The following is a 15,606-nucleotide window of genomic DNA, read 5'->3' as shown; positions in this document are numbered from 1 at the left end:
CGGTTAAGAGAACCAACCGTCCAACGATTGGGGGTCAGTTCACTGGCCCGGGCGTCGTCGTTTGCGGGGTCGCCGTCGGTGGCGGATCAGGTCAGGAAGCGTCGTCGCCGGAGCGCTCCTGCTCCTTGAGATGGGCTTCCACGTCGTCGAGCAGGTGCTTGAACTGGGCCTGCAGGTAGTCGTAGCGGCCGAAGTCGTGGCCGCAGTCATCGCAGTAGACGTGGTACTGGTCCTGACGCCCCGGAGGCAGTCGTTTCATGCGGCTGCCGCACTTCGGGCACTCGGGGCTGGTCTTCACTTTCATGGGCGACTCTCCTGTGTCGACGAGGAAGGTGACATGTCTCCTAGATAGCATGGCAGAGCCTGTCCGGGTCAAGTCTCACGCTGGAACGACGCTTCGCGCTGACGCGGACCCGCGCGCTCGTTAAGATGGCGCCTGCATCGTTGAGAGGCCCGTCATGACCGAAACCGCTCCGCCCAGCCTGCGCCCCTACCAGCAGCAGGCGGTGACCCGCGTGGTCGAGCACTTCCGCGCCGGCGACGACCCCGCCGTGGTGGTGCTGCCCACCGGCAGCGGCAAGTCGCTGGTGATCGCCGAGCTGGCGCGCCTGGCCCGCGGCCGGGTGCTGGTACTCGCCCACGTGCGCGAGCTGGTCGAGCAGAACCACGCCAAGTACCAGGCCTACGGCCTCGAGGCCGATATCTTCAGCGCCGGCCTGGGCCGCAAGGAAAGCGGCCGCCAGGTGGTGTTCGGCTCGGTGCAGTCGGTGGTGAGGAACCTCGACGGCTTCGGCTCGCCTTGCGAAGGGCAGGGTGCCTTCACGCTGCTGGTCATCGACGAGTGTCATCGGGTGTCGCTGGACGAGGATTCCAGCTATCGGCGGGTCATCGCCCATCTGCGCGAGCGCAATCCGCGGCTCAAGGTGCTGGGCCTGACCGCCACGCCGTACCGGCTGGGCCAGGGCTTCCTCTATCACCGTCACTATCACGGCATGGTGCGCGGCGACGACGACTGCTTCTTCCGCGACTGCGTGTTCGAGCAGCCGCTGCGGCTGATGGTCAAGCAGGGCTATCTGGCCGAGCCGCGGCTGGTCGATGCCGCCGTGGAGCGCTACGACTTCTCGGCCCTCGCGCCCGGCAGCGGCGGCCTGTTCCAGGAGGCGGAGCTGAACCGGGTGGCGGCCGGCAACCGGGCGACGCCGGCGATCCTCGAGGAGGTGATCGCCCACGCCGCCGAGCGCGCCGGGGTGATGCTGTTCGCCGCCACCGTGGCCCACGCCGAGGAGATCATGGGTTACCTGCCCGCCGACGAGGCGGCACTGATCACCGGCGCCACCCCCGCCGCCGAGCGCGAGGCAATCATCCAGGCCTTCAAGGCTCGCGAGCTCAAGTACCTGGTCAACGTGGCGGTGCTGACCACCGGCTTCGACGCGCCCCACGTGGACCTGATCGCCATCCTGCGGCCCACCGAATCGGTGGGCCTCTACCAGCAGATCGTCGGCCGCGGCCTGCGCCTGGCGCCGGGCAAGCGCGACTGCCTGATCCTCGACTACGCCGGCAATCCCTGGGATCTCTACGCCCCCGAGGTGGGCAGCCCCAGGCCCGCCGGCGACACCGAGCCGGTGCAGGTCGAGTGCCCGCAGTGCGGCCACGCCAACCTGTTCTGGGGCCGGCGCGACGGCGAGATCGTCATCGAGCACTTCGGTCGCCGCTGTCAGGGGCTGGTGGAGGAAGAGGGCGGGGATGGCATGGCATCGGGCGCCGGCAAGAGGCAGCAGTGCAGCTTCCGTTTCCGCTTCAAGGTCTGCGATCAGTGCGGCGCCGAGAACGACACCGCGGCGCGGCGCTGCCACGGCTGCGAGTCGCTGCTGGTGGACGCCGACGACAAGCTGCGCGAGGCGCTCAAGCTTCGCGACGCCCGGGTACTGCGCGTCTCGGGCATGCAGCTCGAGGCCACCGTCAACGGCCGCGGCCTGCCGCGGCTCAAGGTCGTCTACCACGACGAGGACGGCGCCACCCTGGCCGAATGGTTCGCCCTGGAGACGCCGGCCCAGCGCGGCGCCTTCGCCGCGGCCTTCCTGCGCGAGCACCTGCGGGCCCCCGGCACTCGCTGGTCGCCGACCACGCCGGAGGAGGTGGTCGCCGAACAGCACCGCCTGCGCGCCCCGGACTTCGTGATCGGCCGCAAGGCCGGCCGCCACTGGCAGGTGCGGCGCAAGCTGTTCGACTACACCGGCCGCTATCGCCTCGCCGCCGAAGCGGGATGAGTCACGGCTTACCCTGATCCTCGCCGCTTGGTAGACTGTGCGGTCGATCATTCGCCGCCCCACCAGCTACCGGAGGCCTGCCCCGCGTGAGCGAGACGCCCCCGTCCACCGAGACACCCGACGACGCCCCGGGGTCCCCCGCCGACCCGACCGTCGCCGAGGGGGCCGGGGCGAGCGACGCCGAGGCGCAGGCGCTCAGCCAGAGCGCCGCGGTGCTGGGCCGGCTGTTCGACGAGCCGATCACCGAGCTGCCGGAGGATCTCTACATCCCGCCGGAGGCGCTCAAGGTCTTCCTCGAGGCCTTCGAGGGGCCGCTCGACCTGCTGCTGTACCTGATCCGGCGCCAGAACCTGGACATCCTGGCCATCGACGTGGCCGCCATCACCCACCAGTACATCGAGTACGTGGAGCTGATGAAGGCGATGGAGATCGAGCTGGCCGGCGAGTACCTGCTGATGGCGGCGATGCTGGCCGAGATCAAGTCGCGCACCCTGCTGCCCAAGCCGCCGAAGGAAGGCGGCGACGAGGACGAGGAAGACCCACGCGCCGAGCTGATCCGCCGCCTGCAGGAGTACGAGCGGCTCAAGAACGCCGCCGAGGCGTTGGCCGAGCTGCCGCGGCTGGGGCGTGACTGGTTCCCGGCCCGGGCGGCGCTGCCGCCGCTGGAGAGCCGGGTGGTGCATCCCGACGTCGAGCTCGACGAGCTGCTCGGCGCCCTGGCCGGCATCCTGCGTCGCGCCGAGCTCAACCAGGCGCACCAGGTGAGCCGCGAGACGCTCTCCACCCGGGAGCGCATGCTGGCGATCATGGAGCGGCTCGACTTCGAGCGCTACACCGCCTTCGAGGCGCTGTTCACCCTCGAGGAGGGTCGCGCCGGGGTGGTGGTGACCTTCATGGCGATCCTCGAGCTGGCCAAGGAGTCGATGATCGAGATCGTGCAGAACGCACCGCTGTCGCCGATACACGTGCGTGCCCGGGGCGGTCCGCAGGACGACGAGGCAGAAGAAGACGCCTACGCTGACGACGAGCCAGAAGGGGAGAGCCCCTTCGCGGATGACGACGACCAAGGGAGCGAGTCGCCATGACCGCCATGGAAATCCCCGATGCCCTGGACGAGATCCTCGAGGCCGCGCTGCTCGCCGCCGGCGAGCCGCTGTCGCTGGAGCGTCTGGAGAACCTGTTCGACGACCATGAGCTGCCGCCCCGGCGCGCCCTGCGCGAGGCCCTGGGGCGCCTGGAGGCGCGTCACCAGCGCGGCGCCATGGAGCTGCTGGAAACGGCCTCGGGCTACCAGCTACGCATCCGGCCGCGGCTCTCGAACTGGGTCTCGCGGCTGTGGGACGAGCGCCCGCAGCGCTATTCCCGGGCGCTGCTCGAGACCCTGGCGCTGATCGCCTATCGCCAGCCGGTGACCCGCGGCGACATCGAGGAGGTGCGCGGCGTCACCGTCAGCGGCCAGATCATGCGCACCCTGGTCGAGCGCGGCTGGGTGCGGGTGGTGGGGCATCGCGACGTGCCGGGTCGCCCGGCGGTCTACGCCACCACCCGCAGCTTCCTCGACGACTTCGGCCTCAAGACCCTCGACGAGCTGCCGCCGATGCACGAGCTCAAGGGCTTCGAGGAGGCGGAGCAGACCCTCGAGGACACGCCGCCGCCGCCCCAGCACGACCTGCTGGCCCAGGCGGACGAGCCCGTCGATGAAGACGAGGCGGGCCAGGACGAGGCACGGGCGCAGGACGAAAAAAATCATGAGGAAGTGGCGGAAACGGACGATCGCGCCGACACTGCCACCCGCGACGCCCCCCATGAAGAGACGACCGCCGCCGAGGCTTCCGAGCCCGCGGTCGGCGAGACGACGGCCGGGACGGCCGACGATGACCACGCCGGGACGGCGTCCGAGCGGACAGGCCTGAGCTTCGCCGATCTCGAAGCCCGCCTGTCCGAACGTGCCCGGGGCCGCGTCGACGATGACGCTGCCCCGGGGGCGGAATCCACTACCAGCGAGACTGACGACTGATGAGCACCACCACCGAGAAACTGCAGAAGGTCCTGGCCCGGGCCGGCATGGGCTCGCGCCGCGAGATGGAAGCGGCCATCGCCGACGGCCGGGTCAAGGTCAACGGCCAGGTGGCGACCCTGGGCGACCGCATCGAGCCCCGCGACAAGGTCGCCCTCGACGACCGCCCGGTGACGCTGCGCGCCGCCGAGGAGGTGCCGCGGCGGGTGATCATGTACAACAAGCCCGAGGGCGAGCTGTGCACCCGCAAGGATCCGGAAGGGCGGCGCACCGTGTTCGATCGCCTGCCGCGCCTCAAGGGCGAGCGCTGGATCGCCATCGGCCGCCTCGACATCAACACCAGTGGCCTGCTGCTGTTCACCACCGACGGCGAGCTGGCCAACCGGCTGATGCACCCCTCGACCCAGATCGAGCGCGAGTACGCCGTGCGGGTGATGGGCGACGTCCAGCAGTCCCACGTCACGGCGATGGTCGAGGGCGTGATGCTCGACGACGGTCCGGCGCGTTTCACCGACGTGCAGGAGTTCGGCGGCGAGGGCATCAACACCTGGTTCCACGTGGTGATCATGGAGGGCCGCAACCGCGAGGTGCGCCGCCTGTGGGAATCCCAGGGGCTGACCGTCAGCCGCCTCAAGCGGGTGCGCTACGGCAACATCTTCCTCGACAAGCGGGCCAAGGCCAGCGAATGGGTCGAGCTCTCCCAGGAGGAGATCGACGACCTCGCCGGCATGGCCGGGCTGCCGGCGCGCAAGGTGCCTGAGCTGACCCCGGACGAGAAGAACCGCTGGAGCCGCGACAAGAACAAGCGTCGTCCGGTGCAGGCGATGCGCAAGCCCAAGTCGCGTCGTTAGCAAGGCGCGCGGGCCTGCCCGCCCCGGCAGGCGAGAAAATTCGCCTAAAGGTGAAAAAGCGCTTGCCATGCCGGGGGCATATCCGTATTATCTGCACCCGTTCGGAAGGGTCGTTAGCTCAGTTGGTAGAGCAGTTGGCTTTTAACCAATTGGTCGTAGGTTCGAATCCTACACGACCCACCAACCGAACCTGGATTCATGGCGACTGAGCCGCCATGCATCATGGGTCGTTAGCTCAGTTGGTAGAGCAGTTGGCTTTTAACCAATTGGTCGTAGGTTCGAATCCTACACGACCCACCAGATTCGACGCCCCTGCCTCCCTGAGGCAGGGGCGTTTTTCGTGCGCGCCCGGTCGGTGGCGCGCCTTGCAAGGGCGGCGGGACGGCGTCATGCTCGACGACTGTCCTTTCGTCTTGCAGGACGCGTTCGGCGCGTATTCCGGCTAGAATGAAGGCGGGTTGGCCAGGGCGGAAGACGCCGCGGTTGACCCACGGTGTGTCGCGGCGTGCGGAGCGCACGCGTGTCGGCACCTGGTGCAATGCAGGGGGAGCCCCTGCCGGTCACAGTGGTAGACACGATGACGATCATGACTTCCCGTGCCGAGCTGCGAGAGCAGCTGGCGCGTTCCTATTGCCCCACGCGCATTCCCGCCGAGGACGAAGCCCGCATCGAGGAGATCAAGCGTCTGCTCGAGGCCAACAACGCCGTCCTGGTGGCTCACTACTACACCGATGACGCCATTCAGCAGCTGGCCGAGGAAACCGGCGGCTGCGTGGCGGATTCCCTCGAGATGGCTCGCTTCGGCGCCCGTCATCCGGCCGACACCCTGGTGGTGGCCGGCGTGCGCTTCATGGGCGAGACGGCCAAGATCCTGTCGCCGGAGAAGCGCGTGCTGATGCCGACGCTCGAGGCGACCTGCTCGCTGGACGTGGGCTGCCCGGCCGACGAGTTCAGTGCCTTCTGCGACCAGCATCCCGATCGCACCGTGGTGGTCTACGCCAACACCTCGGCGGCGGTGAAGGCGCGCGCCGACTGGGTCGTGACCTCGTCGATCGCGGTGGAGGTGATCGAACACCTCCAGGCCCGCGGCGAGAAGATCCTGTGGGCGCCGGACAAGCACCTCGGCGGCTACATCCAGAAGCAGACCGGCGCCGACATGCTGCTGTGGGACGGTGCCTGCATCGTCCACGAGGAGTTCAAGGCCAAGGGCGTCGAGGACCTCAAGGGCCTGTACCCGGACGCCGCGGTGCTGGTGCACCCCGAGTCGCCGTCCTCGGTGGTCGAGCTGGCCGACGTGGCGGGCTCCACCTCCCAGCTGATCAAGGCCGCCAAGGAGCTGCCCAACGAGGAGTTGATAGTGGCCACCGACCGCGGCATCTTCTTCAAGATGCAGCAGGCGGTGCCCGAGAAGACCCTGTTCGAGGCGCCCACCGCCGGCAACGGCGCCACCTGCCGCAGCTGCGCCCATTGCCCGTGGATGGCGATGAACGCCCTGGACAACCTGGCCGGTGCGCTGCGCGAGGGCACGGGCGAGATCCAGGTCGGCGACGAGCTGCGCCGGGCCGCGCTCAAGCCGCTCACGCGGATGCTCGAGTTCAATCGCTAGGCGTCGCCCGGCGCTTGAAGAGCGGCGCTTCGTGCCTGGACGCTGGAAGAAAAAACGCCCCCGGACGCGCGTCCAGGGGCGTTGCGTTTTGCCCTGTCTTCCAGCTTCCGGCTACTTGAACTTCTCCATCGTCTCCCGGTAGCCGACGAAGGCCTCGCGGCGCTGCTCGACGCGGGCCAGGGTATTGGGGTCGCCCTCGATCTTGGCGATGTCGCTCGCGACCTCCAGCTGTTCGATGCCGCGGTCGATGCGGCCGGTCAGCTGCAGCTGCTCGGCTCGGGCGAGATGCCCCCAGGCGCGGTGGCCGCTGCGTCCGGCGGCCTCGGCCAGCAGGGTGAAGACCTGGGGGTTCTCCGGCTGGCGGGCGGCCAGTTCGCGCAGCACGCGGTAGGCCTCGCCGGGATCGCGCTGCAGCAGGGCCTCGCCCAGCAGCAGGCCCGCCGGCGCGTAGCCGGGCATCAGTCGCAGCTGGTGGCGGCTGCGGCGGATGGCGTCGTCCACCCGGCCGGCGTCGAGGGCGACCTCGGCGGCGGTGGCCGGGAGCAGGGCCAGGTCCGGCCACTGTGCTGCCAGGGCCTCGAGGGTGGAGAGCGCCGCGTCGGTCCTGCCTTCCTGGGCGTCGATCAGCGCCGTGACGTAGCGGCGGGCCGCGGGTGGGGCGTCGTCGCGCTGCAGCCGCGTCAGCGCCTGTCGCGGTTCCTGGTCGTGGATGGCGAGCAGGGCCCGGGCGCGGACCATCTGGTATTCGGTGTCATCGCGGCGGTTGTCGCCGGCCGGCAGCTGGGCGACCCGCGCCTGGGCGTCGCTGATGCGTGATTCGGAGACCGGGTGGGTCAGCAGGAATTCCGGCGGTTGCCCGCCCTGCAGGGCCGCCATCTGCTGCATGGCGCGGAACATCTCGACCATGGCCTGCGGATCGTAGCCCGCGTTGGCCAGCGTCTGCAGCCCCAGGCGGTCGGCCTCGCGTTCGAAGCGTCGCGAGTAGGCCAGCTGGTCCTGGAACAGGGCGGCCTGGGAGCCCATGGCGGCGGCGATGCCGGCGTCACCGCCGCCGCCGGCGGCGAGCAGCATGCCTGCGAGCATGGCGGCCATGGCCGGGAGGCGTGTCTGTTCGGCGCGCCGCTGGCCGCGGGCGTAGTGGTTCTGCGAGAGATGGCCGAGCTCGTGGGCCAGCACCGAGGCCAGCGGCCCCTCGCCCTGGGCGAAGGCGAACAGCCCGGCATTGACGCCGATCACCCCGCCGGGCACGGCGAAGGCGTTGAGCCGCTCGCTGGCGACCAGGGTGATGACCGGGTCGATGCCGCCGACCTGGCTGTAGGGCAACAGCCTGGCCACCAGCGAGGAGAGGTAGTGCTCGGCGAGCGGGTCCTGCCACAGCGGGGCGTGGGCACGGAACTGGCGCAGCCAGGCGCGGCCGAGCCGTGTTTCCTCGCCGCTGACCGCCTGGGTGTCACGTTGGGTCAGGCTCGGCAGCTCGAAGGTCGGCGAGTCGTCGAAGGTCGAGGGTGACGCGGCCTGATCCGGCAGCTCGAGCGACAGCGCCTGGCCGGCGGTCGGGGCGCTCAGTGCCAGGCTCAGGGTGATGGCGGTCAGGCAGGGCAGGGGGCGACGCAGCATGGCCATCCTCGGTCGTCGGGCGCTTGGGGGTGTTCCCTCCGACATTGATTCAGCGGGGAAAGTGCCTTTAAATCGCAGGCATTCATGCCGTTCGCGACGATGAGCGCGACGGCTTCAGGCATTCTCGCGGGAGACGACATGGCTGTGCAACCCGACGACGTCCTCGATGCCAGAGGGCTTTCCTGTCCGTTGCCTCTGCTCAAGGCCAAGCAGGCGCTGTCGCGCCTGGCGCCCGACCAGGTGCTGGAAGTGATGGCCACCGATGCCGGTTCCTGGCGCGACTTCGAGACCTTCATCGCCCAGAGCGCCCATGAGATGCCGGCCCGCGAGGAGCGGGGCGAGGTCTATCACTACTGGATTCGCAAGGGCGGGGAGGCCTCCTCATGACGCTGCGTTCGCTGCTGCGCGGCTGGGTCGATCACTATCTCTCCGACGAAGAGGCGGTGATCCTGCTGGTGGTCCTGGTGCTGGGCTTCGCGGTGGTGATCTGGCTGGGCCAGATGCTGGCGCCCTTCCTTACCGCGCTGGTCATCGCCTTCCTGCTGCAGGGCGGGGTGAATGCCCTGACCCGGCGACGGGTACCGCACTTCCTGGCGGTGATGCTGGTCTATCTGGGCTTCGTCGGCGTGGTGCTGGCCATGGCGCTGGTGCTGCTGCCGCTGATCTGGACCCAGCTGGTCAACCTGCTTCAGGAGACGCCGCGCATGTTCGCCAGCGGCCAGCAGCTGCTCGCCGATCTCCAGACCCGCTATCCCGACCTGGTGACGCCGGCCCAGATCCAGGACTGGGTGGGGATGGCGGGCCGCGAGGTGACCCAGCTCGGCCAGCGGGCGCTGACGCTGTCGCTGGCCTCGCTGGGCAACATCGTGGGGCTGATCGTGTACCTGGTGCTGGTGCCGATCCTGGTGTTCTTCATGCTCAAGGACCGCGACCGGCTGGTGGGTTTCGCGGTGTCATTGCTGCCGCGCCGGCGGGGGCTGATGACCCGGGTATGGCAGGAGATGGATGCCCAGATCGCCAACTACGTGCGCGGCAAGGTCACCGAGATCGTGATCGTCGGCGGCGTGGCCTTCTTCACCTTCGCCTTCTTCGGGCTGCCCTATTCGGCGCTGCTCGGCGTGCTGGTGGGGCTGTCGGTGCTGGTGCCCTACATCGGCGCCGCGGTGGCGACGGTGCCGGTGGCGGCGGTGGCCGGCTTCCACTTCGGCGTCGGCGACCAGTTCCTCTACGTGCTGATCGCCTACGGGGTGATCCAGGCGCTGGACGGCAACGTGCTGGTGCCGGTGCTGTTCTCCGAAGCAGTCAACCTGCATCCGGTGTCGATCATTCTGGCGGTGCTGTTCTTCGGCGGCGTGTGGGGCTTCTGGGGCATCTTTTTCGCCATCCCGCTGGCGACCCTGCTCAAGGCGCTGGTGTATGCCTGGCCGCGGGGCATTCAGCAGCATCGCCAGGAAGAGGCCGCCCACCACGCCCCGAACGGCGCCGACGAGGCCTGACAGCGCTGCGCCGTCCCGGCCGGGACGGCGCGTTCGCCTGGCTTACTCGCTCGCTGCCGGTTCGCCGGCGTGAAGGGCCTGGGCGGCCTCGAGGACCTCGTCCACGTGGCCCTTGACCTTCACCTTGCGCCACTCCCGGGCGAGCCTGCCCTCGGCGTCGATCAGGAAGGTGCTGCGCTCGATCCCCAGGTGTTCCTTGCCGTAGAGCTTCTTGAGCTTGATCACGTCGAACAGCTGGCACACCGCCTCGTCCTTGTCGGACAGCAGCGTGAAGTTGAAGTCCTGCTTGGCCTTGAAGTTCTCCTGGGCGCGGATGCCGTCCCGGGAAACGCCGACGATCACGGTGTTGGCGGCGTCGAAGGCGTCCTTGCGGTCGCGGAAGTCGCCGCCCTCGGTGGTGCAGCCCGGAGTGCTGGCCTTGGGGTAGAAGTAGATCACCACCTGGCGGCCGCGCAGTTCCGAGAGGCTGAGGGTGGTATCGCCGGTGGCGGTGGCGGTGAAGTCGGGCACCGGCTGACCGAGGCTGACGCTCATGATGGGGCTCCAATCGGGGAATGAACGTCATGATTACACGCAACCCGCTGGCGACTGTAAAGTCGCCGCTGTACAGGCTCTCGAGCCCTGAGTACCATTTGGCCCCTGGCATCGCGCCCACGGGCGAGGGTGGGTTTTTCTTGGCGGCCGAGCCCTGCGGTCGCCGGCAGGCAGCGAGAGGACAAGACGAGGATGATCACGGGTAGCATCGTCGCGCTGGCGACACCGATGAAGGTCAACGGCGATATCGACTGGGAAGCCCTGCGGGCCCTGGTCCATTTCCATCTGGACAATGGCACCGACGCCATCGTCGCGGCGGGCACCACCGGCGAGCCGACCACCATGTCGTTCGCCGAGCACTTCGACGTCATCCGCGCGGTGGTGGAAGAGGTCGGTGGCCGGGTGCCGGTCATCGCCGGTACCGGCGCCAACGCCACCTCCGAGGCGGTCGAGCTGGCGCGCTATGCCAGTGAAGTGGGGGCGGACTACTGCCTGTCCGTGTGCCCCTACTACAACAAGCCGACCCAGGAAGGCCTCTACCAGCACTTCAAGGCCGTCGCCGAGGGCAGCAACCTGCCGGTGATCCTCTACAACGTGCCCGGCCGCACCTGCTCCGATCTCTACAACGAGACCGTGCTGCGCCTGGCCGAGGTGGACAACATCGTCGGCCTCAAGGATGCCACCGGCAACCTGGAGCGCGCCGAGGACCTGATCGCTCGCCTCAAGGGCAGCGGCTTCATGCTCTACTCCGGCGATGACGGTACCGCCTGCGACTTCATGCTGATGGGCGGCCACGGCGACATCTCGGTGACCGCCAACGTGGCCCCCCGCGCCATGCACGAGCTGTGCGCCGCGGCGGTGGCCGGCGACTCGGAGAAGGCGCACCAGATCAACACCCGTCTGATGCCGCTGCACACCAATCTTGGCATCGAGGCCAACCCGATTCCCGTCAAGTGGGCGCTGAATCGCATGGGGCTGGCCGAGGCGGGCATCCGTCTGCCGCTGACCTGGCTCTCCGAGAAGTACCACTCCACCGTCAGCGAGGCCCTGCAGCTGGCCGGCGTGATCGACGACTGAGGTCGACGAACCGAGAGTGACGACTGACGCGGCGCGAGACGCCGCGACCTGGACAACTTGAGCAAGGTGGACGCATGAGCTCTGCGCTGAAATGGATGCCGCTGGTGGCGGCGCTGGCCCTGGCCGGCTGTGCCCGCGACGGCTACTACGACGACCGTGGCACCGACTACGTCGACGCCGAGTCGAGCGCCCCCCTGGTGCTGCCCGATGCCCGCGACGACCGCCGCTTCGGCAATGCCATGCCGGTTCCCGAAGCGCAGGGCAGCTTCGTCTCACAGGGTGAGGACTTTCGCGTGCCGCCGCCTCGCGCCCTGGGCGCCGGGAGCGGCGTGCAGGCCGGCGGCGTGGCGCTGCGTGAGGCGGCCGGCCAGCGCTGGCTGGTGATCGGCGCCGCACCCAGCGTCGTCTGGTCCGAGCTCGAGGACTTCGTGGCCGAGCGTGGCCTCACGGTCGTCCAGCGCGACGCCAACCGCGGCCTGCTGGTCACCGATCAGGCGCGGCTCAGCGTCCGGCCCGGCCTGCAGCAGGGGGCCAGCGAGCTGCGCTGCGAGCAGGGCGGTTCGCCCCAGCAGCGCTGCCTGCGCGCCCTGCAGCGTCGCTTCGAGGCCCGTGGTGCCACCGCCAGCGCCTCCTCGCTGGCGGTCCAGCGCCCCGGTGATCAGGCCAATCCGCTGCTCACCCGGTCCGGCGGTGAATGGCGCCTGGAGCTGCCCTATGGCGTGGATCGCACCTGGGCCGAGCTGAGCTACCAGCTCGAGGCGGACTTCGCGGTGCAAGAGCGTCGCGAGCTGCTGGAGCAGGATGCCGAGGCCCGCACCTTCCTGGTCGACTACCTGACGCTCAGCGCTCGCAGCGAGGGAATCTGGGACACCCTGACCAGCTTCGGCGGGGCGGACCCCCAGCGCATTCGCCTGTCGCTCGAGGCCTCGGGGCCGCAGAGTGCCGTGCTGAAGGCCGATTCCGCCGACGACCGCGAGCTGTCCGACGAGGATCGTCGCGAGCTGCTCGAGCGGGTGGCGGGCCTGCTGGGCTGATGACGGAGGTCGCGACGCGGCGGCTGCAGTTCGCCTCGCTCGGCAGCGGCAGCAAGGGCAATGCCACCCTGGTCAGCGATGGCGAGACGCGCCTGCTGATCGACTGCGGCTTCGGTCTCAGGGAGACCGAGCGTCGCCTGGCGCGCTTCGACCTCCATCCTCGCCAGCTCGATGCCGTGCTCGTCACCCACGAGCACGGCGATCACATCCGCGGGGTCGGTCCGCTGGCGCGGCGTCACAAGGTGCCGGTCTATCTCACGCCCGGCACCTGGCTGTCGGGCAAGCTCGGCGAGGTGCCGCACCGGCACTGGATCACCCCCCAGGCGCGCTTCGCCGTGAAGGGCATCGAGATCGACCCGGTCACGGTGCCCCACGACGCCCGGGAGCCGGTGCAGTTCCGGCTGGCCGCCGCCGGTCGCCGCCTGGGCCTGCTCACCGATCTGGGCCATCCCAGCGAGCACGTGGTCGAGGCCTTCCGCGGCTGCGACGCCCTGGTGCTGGAGTGCAACCACGACGTCCATCTGCTGGAGACCGGCCCCTACCCGCCGAGTCTCAAGCGCCGGGTCGGCGGCCAGTGGGGACACCTGGCCAACGCCCAGTCCGCCTGGCTGCTGCGGCGGCTGGGGCTGGACGGCCTGCAGCGCATCGTCTGCTCGCACCTTTCCGAACACAACAATCGCCCCGAGCTGGCCCTGGAGGCCCTGGTGCCACTGCTCGACGGCGACGATTCGCGCCTGACGGTGGCGGCCCAGGATCAGGGGCTGGACTGGCAGGCGATCACCTGAGATTCCAGAATTCCATCTGACTGTTGCCTGTGGAGGCTCCCATGGAAAAGCGCCAAGAACTCTATGCCGGCAAGGCCAAGTCCGTCTTCGCCACCGATGACCCGGATCGCCTGATCTTGCACTTCCGCGACGACACCAGCGCCTTCGACGGCGAGCGCATGGAGTCGCTGGAGCGCAAGGGCAAGGTCAACAACCGCTTCAATGCCTTCATCATGGGCAAGCTCGAGGAAGCCGGCATCCCGACCCACTTCGAGGGCCTGCTCGGCGACAACGAGTGCGTGGTCAAGAACATGGACATGCTTCCGGTCGAGTGCGTGGTGCGCAACATCGCCGCCGGGGGCCTGGTCAAGCGCCTCGGCGTGGAAGAGGGCAGCGAGCTGAATCCGCCGACCTTCGAGCTGTTCCTCAAGAACGACGCCCTGCATGACCCGATGATCAACGAGTCGCTGGCCGAGACCTTCGGCTGGGCGACCCCGGAGCAGCTGGCCGAGATGAAGGCGCTGACCTTTCGCGTCAACGAGGTGCTCAAGGCGCTGTTCGCCGCCGGCGACCTGCTGCTGGTGGACTACAAGCTCGAGTTCGGCGTGTTCCAGGGCCGGATCGTGCTGGGCGACGAGTTCTCCCCGGACGGCTGCCGCCTGTGGGACGCCGAGACCCGCGAGAAGCTGGACAAGGACCGCTTCCGCCAGGGGCTGGGCGGCGTGATCGAGGCCTACGAAGAGGTGGGCAAGCGGATCGGCGTCGACTTCTCTTGAAGACGTCTGCCATGCCGAACGAAGGGCCCTGCGGGGCCCTTCGTCGTTTCTGACATCCGGCACTCGGCATAGGCGAGATGCGCGCCGGAGTGGTGCCGTCATGGGGTCAGACCCCGGCGGTCTCGCCGCGGCAGGCGAGGTGCGCGACCACAGGCAGGATGGCCTGGCCGGGGTCTGACCCCATGAAAGCCTGTGTTCCTGCTCTCTGCCTCTACGCCGCCACGATCTCGACGACCTCCAGTGCTGTCTCGCCGGTCTCACTGGCGAGGGCTTGGAAGCGCACGTCGACGTCGCGCAGCCGCACGCCGTAGATGCGTTCCTCGGCGCCGCGGCGATAGGCGGGGCGTGGGTCCTGGGCCAGCACCTGCTGGATCAGTGCGCGCAGCGAGGCGCCGTCGGGGCGGGCGGCCAGCGCCGCCTCGGCCATCGGCGTCAGGCGCACGGGCAGGGCGCTCGGCGCCTCGGGGGCGAAGCCGGCCCGGGCCTCGGGGCGCGATTCCGCCCAGGGCAGGTAGGGCTTGATGTCGAGCACCGGGGTGCCGTCGACCAGGTCGGCGCCGCGCAGCCGCAGGCGCACGCCGTCGTCGGTGTCGATGCCCTCGAGCTCGACCAGCGACAGCCCCAGGCGGTTGGGGCGGTGGGTGCTGCGGCTGGCGAACACGCCCACTTTCGCGTTGCCACCCAGGCGCGGCGGCCGCACCAGCGGCGTCCAGCGTTCGGGGCTCAGGTGGAAGACGAAGGTCACCCACAGGTGGCTGAAGGCCTCCAGGCCGCGCACCGCCAGCGGATCGTCGTGGGGGGGCGTCAGCACCAGGCTGGCCCGGGCGGCGTCGGCCAGCCCCGGCTGGCGGGGAATGCCGAACTTGTCGGGGTAGTCGCTCTCGATGCGTCCGATGGGCGTCAGGTCGAAGGTTCGGGGCGTCTCGTTCATGCGCGCGTCCGCGGGTCGCCGGGGCGATGATGCGCCGCCCCTGCCATGGGCATTGGCGCGGCGGCATCGCTTCGGTAGTCTCTGGGCGTCTTCATCTTCGCAGGGTGTCCCTCATGGGTCAGTTCGAATCTCCGCACGACGCGGCGCCGCGCATTCTCTACCGCGAGGCTCGCGCCCAGGACGGCGGCGATCAGGCCGAGGTCTTCCATCATGCCGTCATGCAGGGCGCCATGAGCCACTACACGCTGGCCGCCCGTGAGGCCTGGGCGGCGGTGCTGCCCCGCGAGGGCAGTGCCTGGGTGGCGCGGCATGCGCTTTACACCACCCTGGTGGCGACCTGTGACGGTCGCTGCGTGGCCTTCCTGGAGCTGGATCTGCCCCGCGGCCATGTGGAGTCGCTCTACGTCTGGCCGTCGCTGGCCCGGCGCGGCATCGGCGGTGCCCTGCTGGGGCACGCCGAGCGACTGGTGCGCGAGCGCGGTGGCGAGCGATTGAGCATCGACGCCAGCCTGGTGATGGCCGATGGCCTGGAGCGCCGCGGCTGGTCCCGGGTGCGCGAGGAATGGGTCGAGCGTGGCGGCGAACGGCTGCCGCGCCGGCGCCTGGAGAAGCCGCTGGCGCCGCAGCCGGCCTGAG

General features: G+C 69.4%; 16 protein-coding genes and 2 tRNA genes. 14 read left to right on the top strand and 4 right to left on the bottom strand.

Annotated elements, in window-relative coordinates; translation table 11 throughout:
* Positions 1-91 precede the first annotated feature (91 nt).
* Entirely contained in the window at positions 92-304 is a 213-nt protein-coding gene (locus C9J49_RS04155; RefSeq protein ID WP_035597573.1) for a zinc ribbon domain-containing protein, read from the bottom strand.
* Between the two features lie 154 nt (positions 305-458).
* Here C9J49_RS04155 and C9J49_RS04150 point away from each other — a divergent pair, with 154 nt between their 5' ends.
* From C9J49_RS04150 to nadA, 7 genes are all read left to right on the top strand, one after another.
* A complete protein-coding gene (locus tag C9J49_RS04150; RefSeq protein WP_107181541.1) occupies positions 459-2,267 on the top strand; it encodes a DEAD/DEAH box helicase in 1,809 nt (602 codons plus the stop codon).
* 86 nt (positions 2,268-2,353) lie between these two features.
* Positions 2,354-3,352, top strand: coding sequence for a ScpA family protein (locus C9J49_RS04145; protein WP_035597568.1), 999 nt, complete (start codon positions 2,354-2,356; stop codon positions 3,350-3,352).
* The gene (gene scpB / locus C9J49_RS04140) at positions 3,349-4,284 is read left to right on the top strand and encodes an SMC-Scp complex subunit ScpB (protein WP_107181540.1); all 936 of its coding nucleotides are present in this window, start codon (positions 3,349-3,351) and stop codon (positions 4,282-4,284) included. The genes C9J49_RS04145 and scpB overlap by 4 nt, the downstream gene beginning before the upstream one ends.
* On the top strand, positions 4,284-5,135 hold the full coding sequence (gene rluB, locus C9J49_RS04135) for a 23S rRNA pseudouridine(2605) synthase RluB (protein ID WP_035597563.1): 852 nt from the start codon (positions 4,284-4,286) through the stop codon (positions 5,133-5,135). The genes scpB and rluB overlap by 1 nt, the downstream gene beginning before the upstream one ends.
* Positions 5,136-5,242: 107 nt before the next feature.
* Positions 5,243-5,318: transfer RNA gene (locus tag C9J49_RS04130), tRNA-Lys, on the top strand.
* Positions 5,319-5,359: 41 nt separating this feature from the next.
* Positions 5,360-5,435: transfer RNA gene (locus C9J49_RS04125), tRNA-Lys, on the top strand.
* 277 nt (positions 5,436-5,712) lie between these two features.
* The gene (nadA, locus tag C9J49_RS04120; protein WP_046078254.1) at positions 5,713-6,741 is read left to right on the top strand and encodes a quinolinate synthase NadA; all 1,029 of its coding nucleotides are present in this window, start codon (positions 5,713-5,715) and stop codon (positions 6,739-6,741) included.
* A 111-nt stretch (positions 6,742-6,852) separates the two neighbouring features.
* Here the strand turns inward: nadA and C9J49_RS04115 are convergent, their stop codons facing one another.
* The gene (locus tag C9J49_RS04115) at positions 6,853-8,364 is read right to left on the bottom strand and encodes a M48 family metalloprotease (protein WP_107181539.1); all 1,512 of its coding nucleotides are present in this window, start codon (positions 8,362-8,364) and stop codon (positions 6,853-6,855) included.
* 132 nt (positions 8,365-8,496) lie between these two features.
* Here C9J49_RS04115 and C9J49_RS04110 point away from each other — a divergent pair, with 132 nt between their 5' ends.
* Positions 8,497-8,745, top strand: coding sequence for a sulfurtransferase TusA family protein (locus C9J49_RS04110; RefSeq protein ID WP_035597558.1), 249 nt, complete (start codon positions 8,497-8,499; stop codon positions 8,743-8,745).
* Positions 8,742-9,854 carry an AI-2E family transporter gene (locus C9J49_RS04105; RefSeq protein ID WP_035597556.1) on the top strand — a complete coding sequence of 371 codons (1,113 nt, stop codon included), beginning with the start codon at positions 8,742-8,744 and terminating at the stop codon, positions 9,852-9,854. Before C9J49_RS04110 ends, C9J49_RS04105 begins: the two co-directional genes overlap by 4 nt.
* Before the next feature lie 42 nt (positions 9,855-9,896).
* Here the strand turns inward: C9J49_RS04105 and C9J49_RS04100 are convergent, their stop codons facing one another.
* Positions 9,897-10,388 (bottom strand): peroxiredoxin, encoded by a 492-nt coding sequence (locus C9J49_RS04100; RefSeq protein WP_046078252.1) that lies wholly within the window; start codon positions 10,386-10,388, stop codon positions 9,897-9,899.
* A gap of 192 nt (positions 10,389-10,580) precedes the next feature.
* Between C9J49_RS04100 and dapA the strand changes: the two genes are divergently transcribed.
* The 4 genes from dapA to purC all read left to right on the top strand — a co-directional run bounded on the left by dapA (position 10,581) and on the right by purC (position 14,039).
* Positions 10,581-11,465, top strand: a complete 885-nt coding sequence (gene dapA / locus C9J49_RS04095; RefSeq protein ID WP_035597551.1) for a 4-hydroxy-tetrahydrodipicolinate synthase — start codon at positions 10,581-10,583, stop codon at positions 11,463-11,465.
* A 74-nt stretch (positions 11,466-11,539) separates the two neighbouring features.
* Positions 11,540-12,499: an outer membrane protein assembly factor BamC gene (locus C9J49_RS04090; protein WP_258393765.1), complete on the top strand. Its 960-nt coding sequence runs from the start codon at positions 11,540-11,542 to the stop codon at positions 12,497-12,499.
* The gene (locus C9J49_RS04085) at positions 12,499-13,284 is read left to right on the top strand and encodes an MBL fold metallo-hydrolase (RefSeq protein WP_035597545.1); all 786 of its coding nucleotides are present in this window, start codon (positions 12,499-12,501) and stop codon (positions 13,282-13,284) included. The genes C9J49_RS04090 and C9J49_RS04085 overlap by 1 nt, the downstream gene beginning before the upstream one ends.
* A 41-nt stretch (positions 13,285-13,325) precedes the next feature.
* Positions 13,326-14,039, top strand: coding sequence for a phosphoribosylaminoimidazolesuccinocarboxamide synthase (purC, locus tag C9J49_RS04080; protein ID WP_035597543.1), 714 nt, complete (start codon positions 13,326-13,328; stop codon positions 14,037-14,039).
* Positions 14,040-14,250: 211 nt separating this feature from the next.
* On the opposite strand, the gene tsaA is transcribed toward purC, so the two are convergent.
* A complete protein-coding gene (gene tsaA, locus C9J49_RS04075) occupies positions 14,251-14,970 on the bottom strand; it encodes a tRNA (N6-threonylcarbamoyladenosine(37)-N6)-methyltransferase TrmO (protein ID WP_046078250.1) in 720 nt (239 codons plus the stop codon).
* Between the two features lie 113 nt (positions 14,971-15,083).
* Here tsaA and C9J49_RS04070 point away from each other — a divergent pair, with 113 nt between their 5' ends.
* Positions 15,084-15,605 carry a GNAT family N-acetyltransferase gene (locus tag C9J49_RS04070; protein WP_107181537.1) on the top strand — a complete coding sequence of 174 codons (522 nt, stop codon included), beginning with the start codon at positions 15,084-15,086 and terminating at the stop codon, positions 15,603-15,605.
* Position 15,606: the final 1 nt, after the last annotated feature.

The sequence above is a fragment of the Halomonas sp. SL1 genome (assembly GCF_003030865.2).
Taxonomy (GTDB): Bacteria; Pseudomonadota; Gammaproteobacteria; order Pseudomonadales; family Halomonadaceae; genus Halomonas; species Halomonas halophila.
Note: the sequence above shows the minus strand (reverse complement) of the source record. Positions and strands in the feature narration are given on the sequence as shown.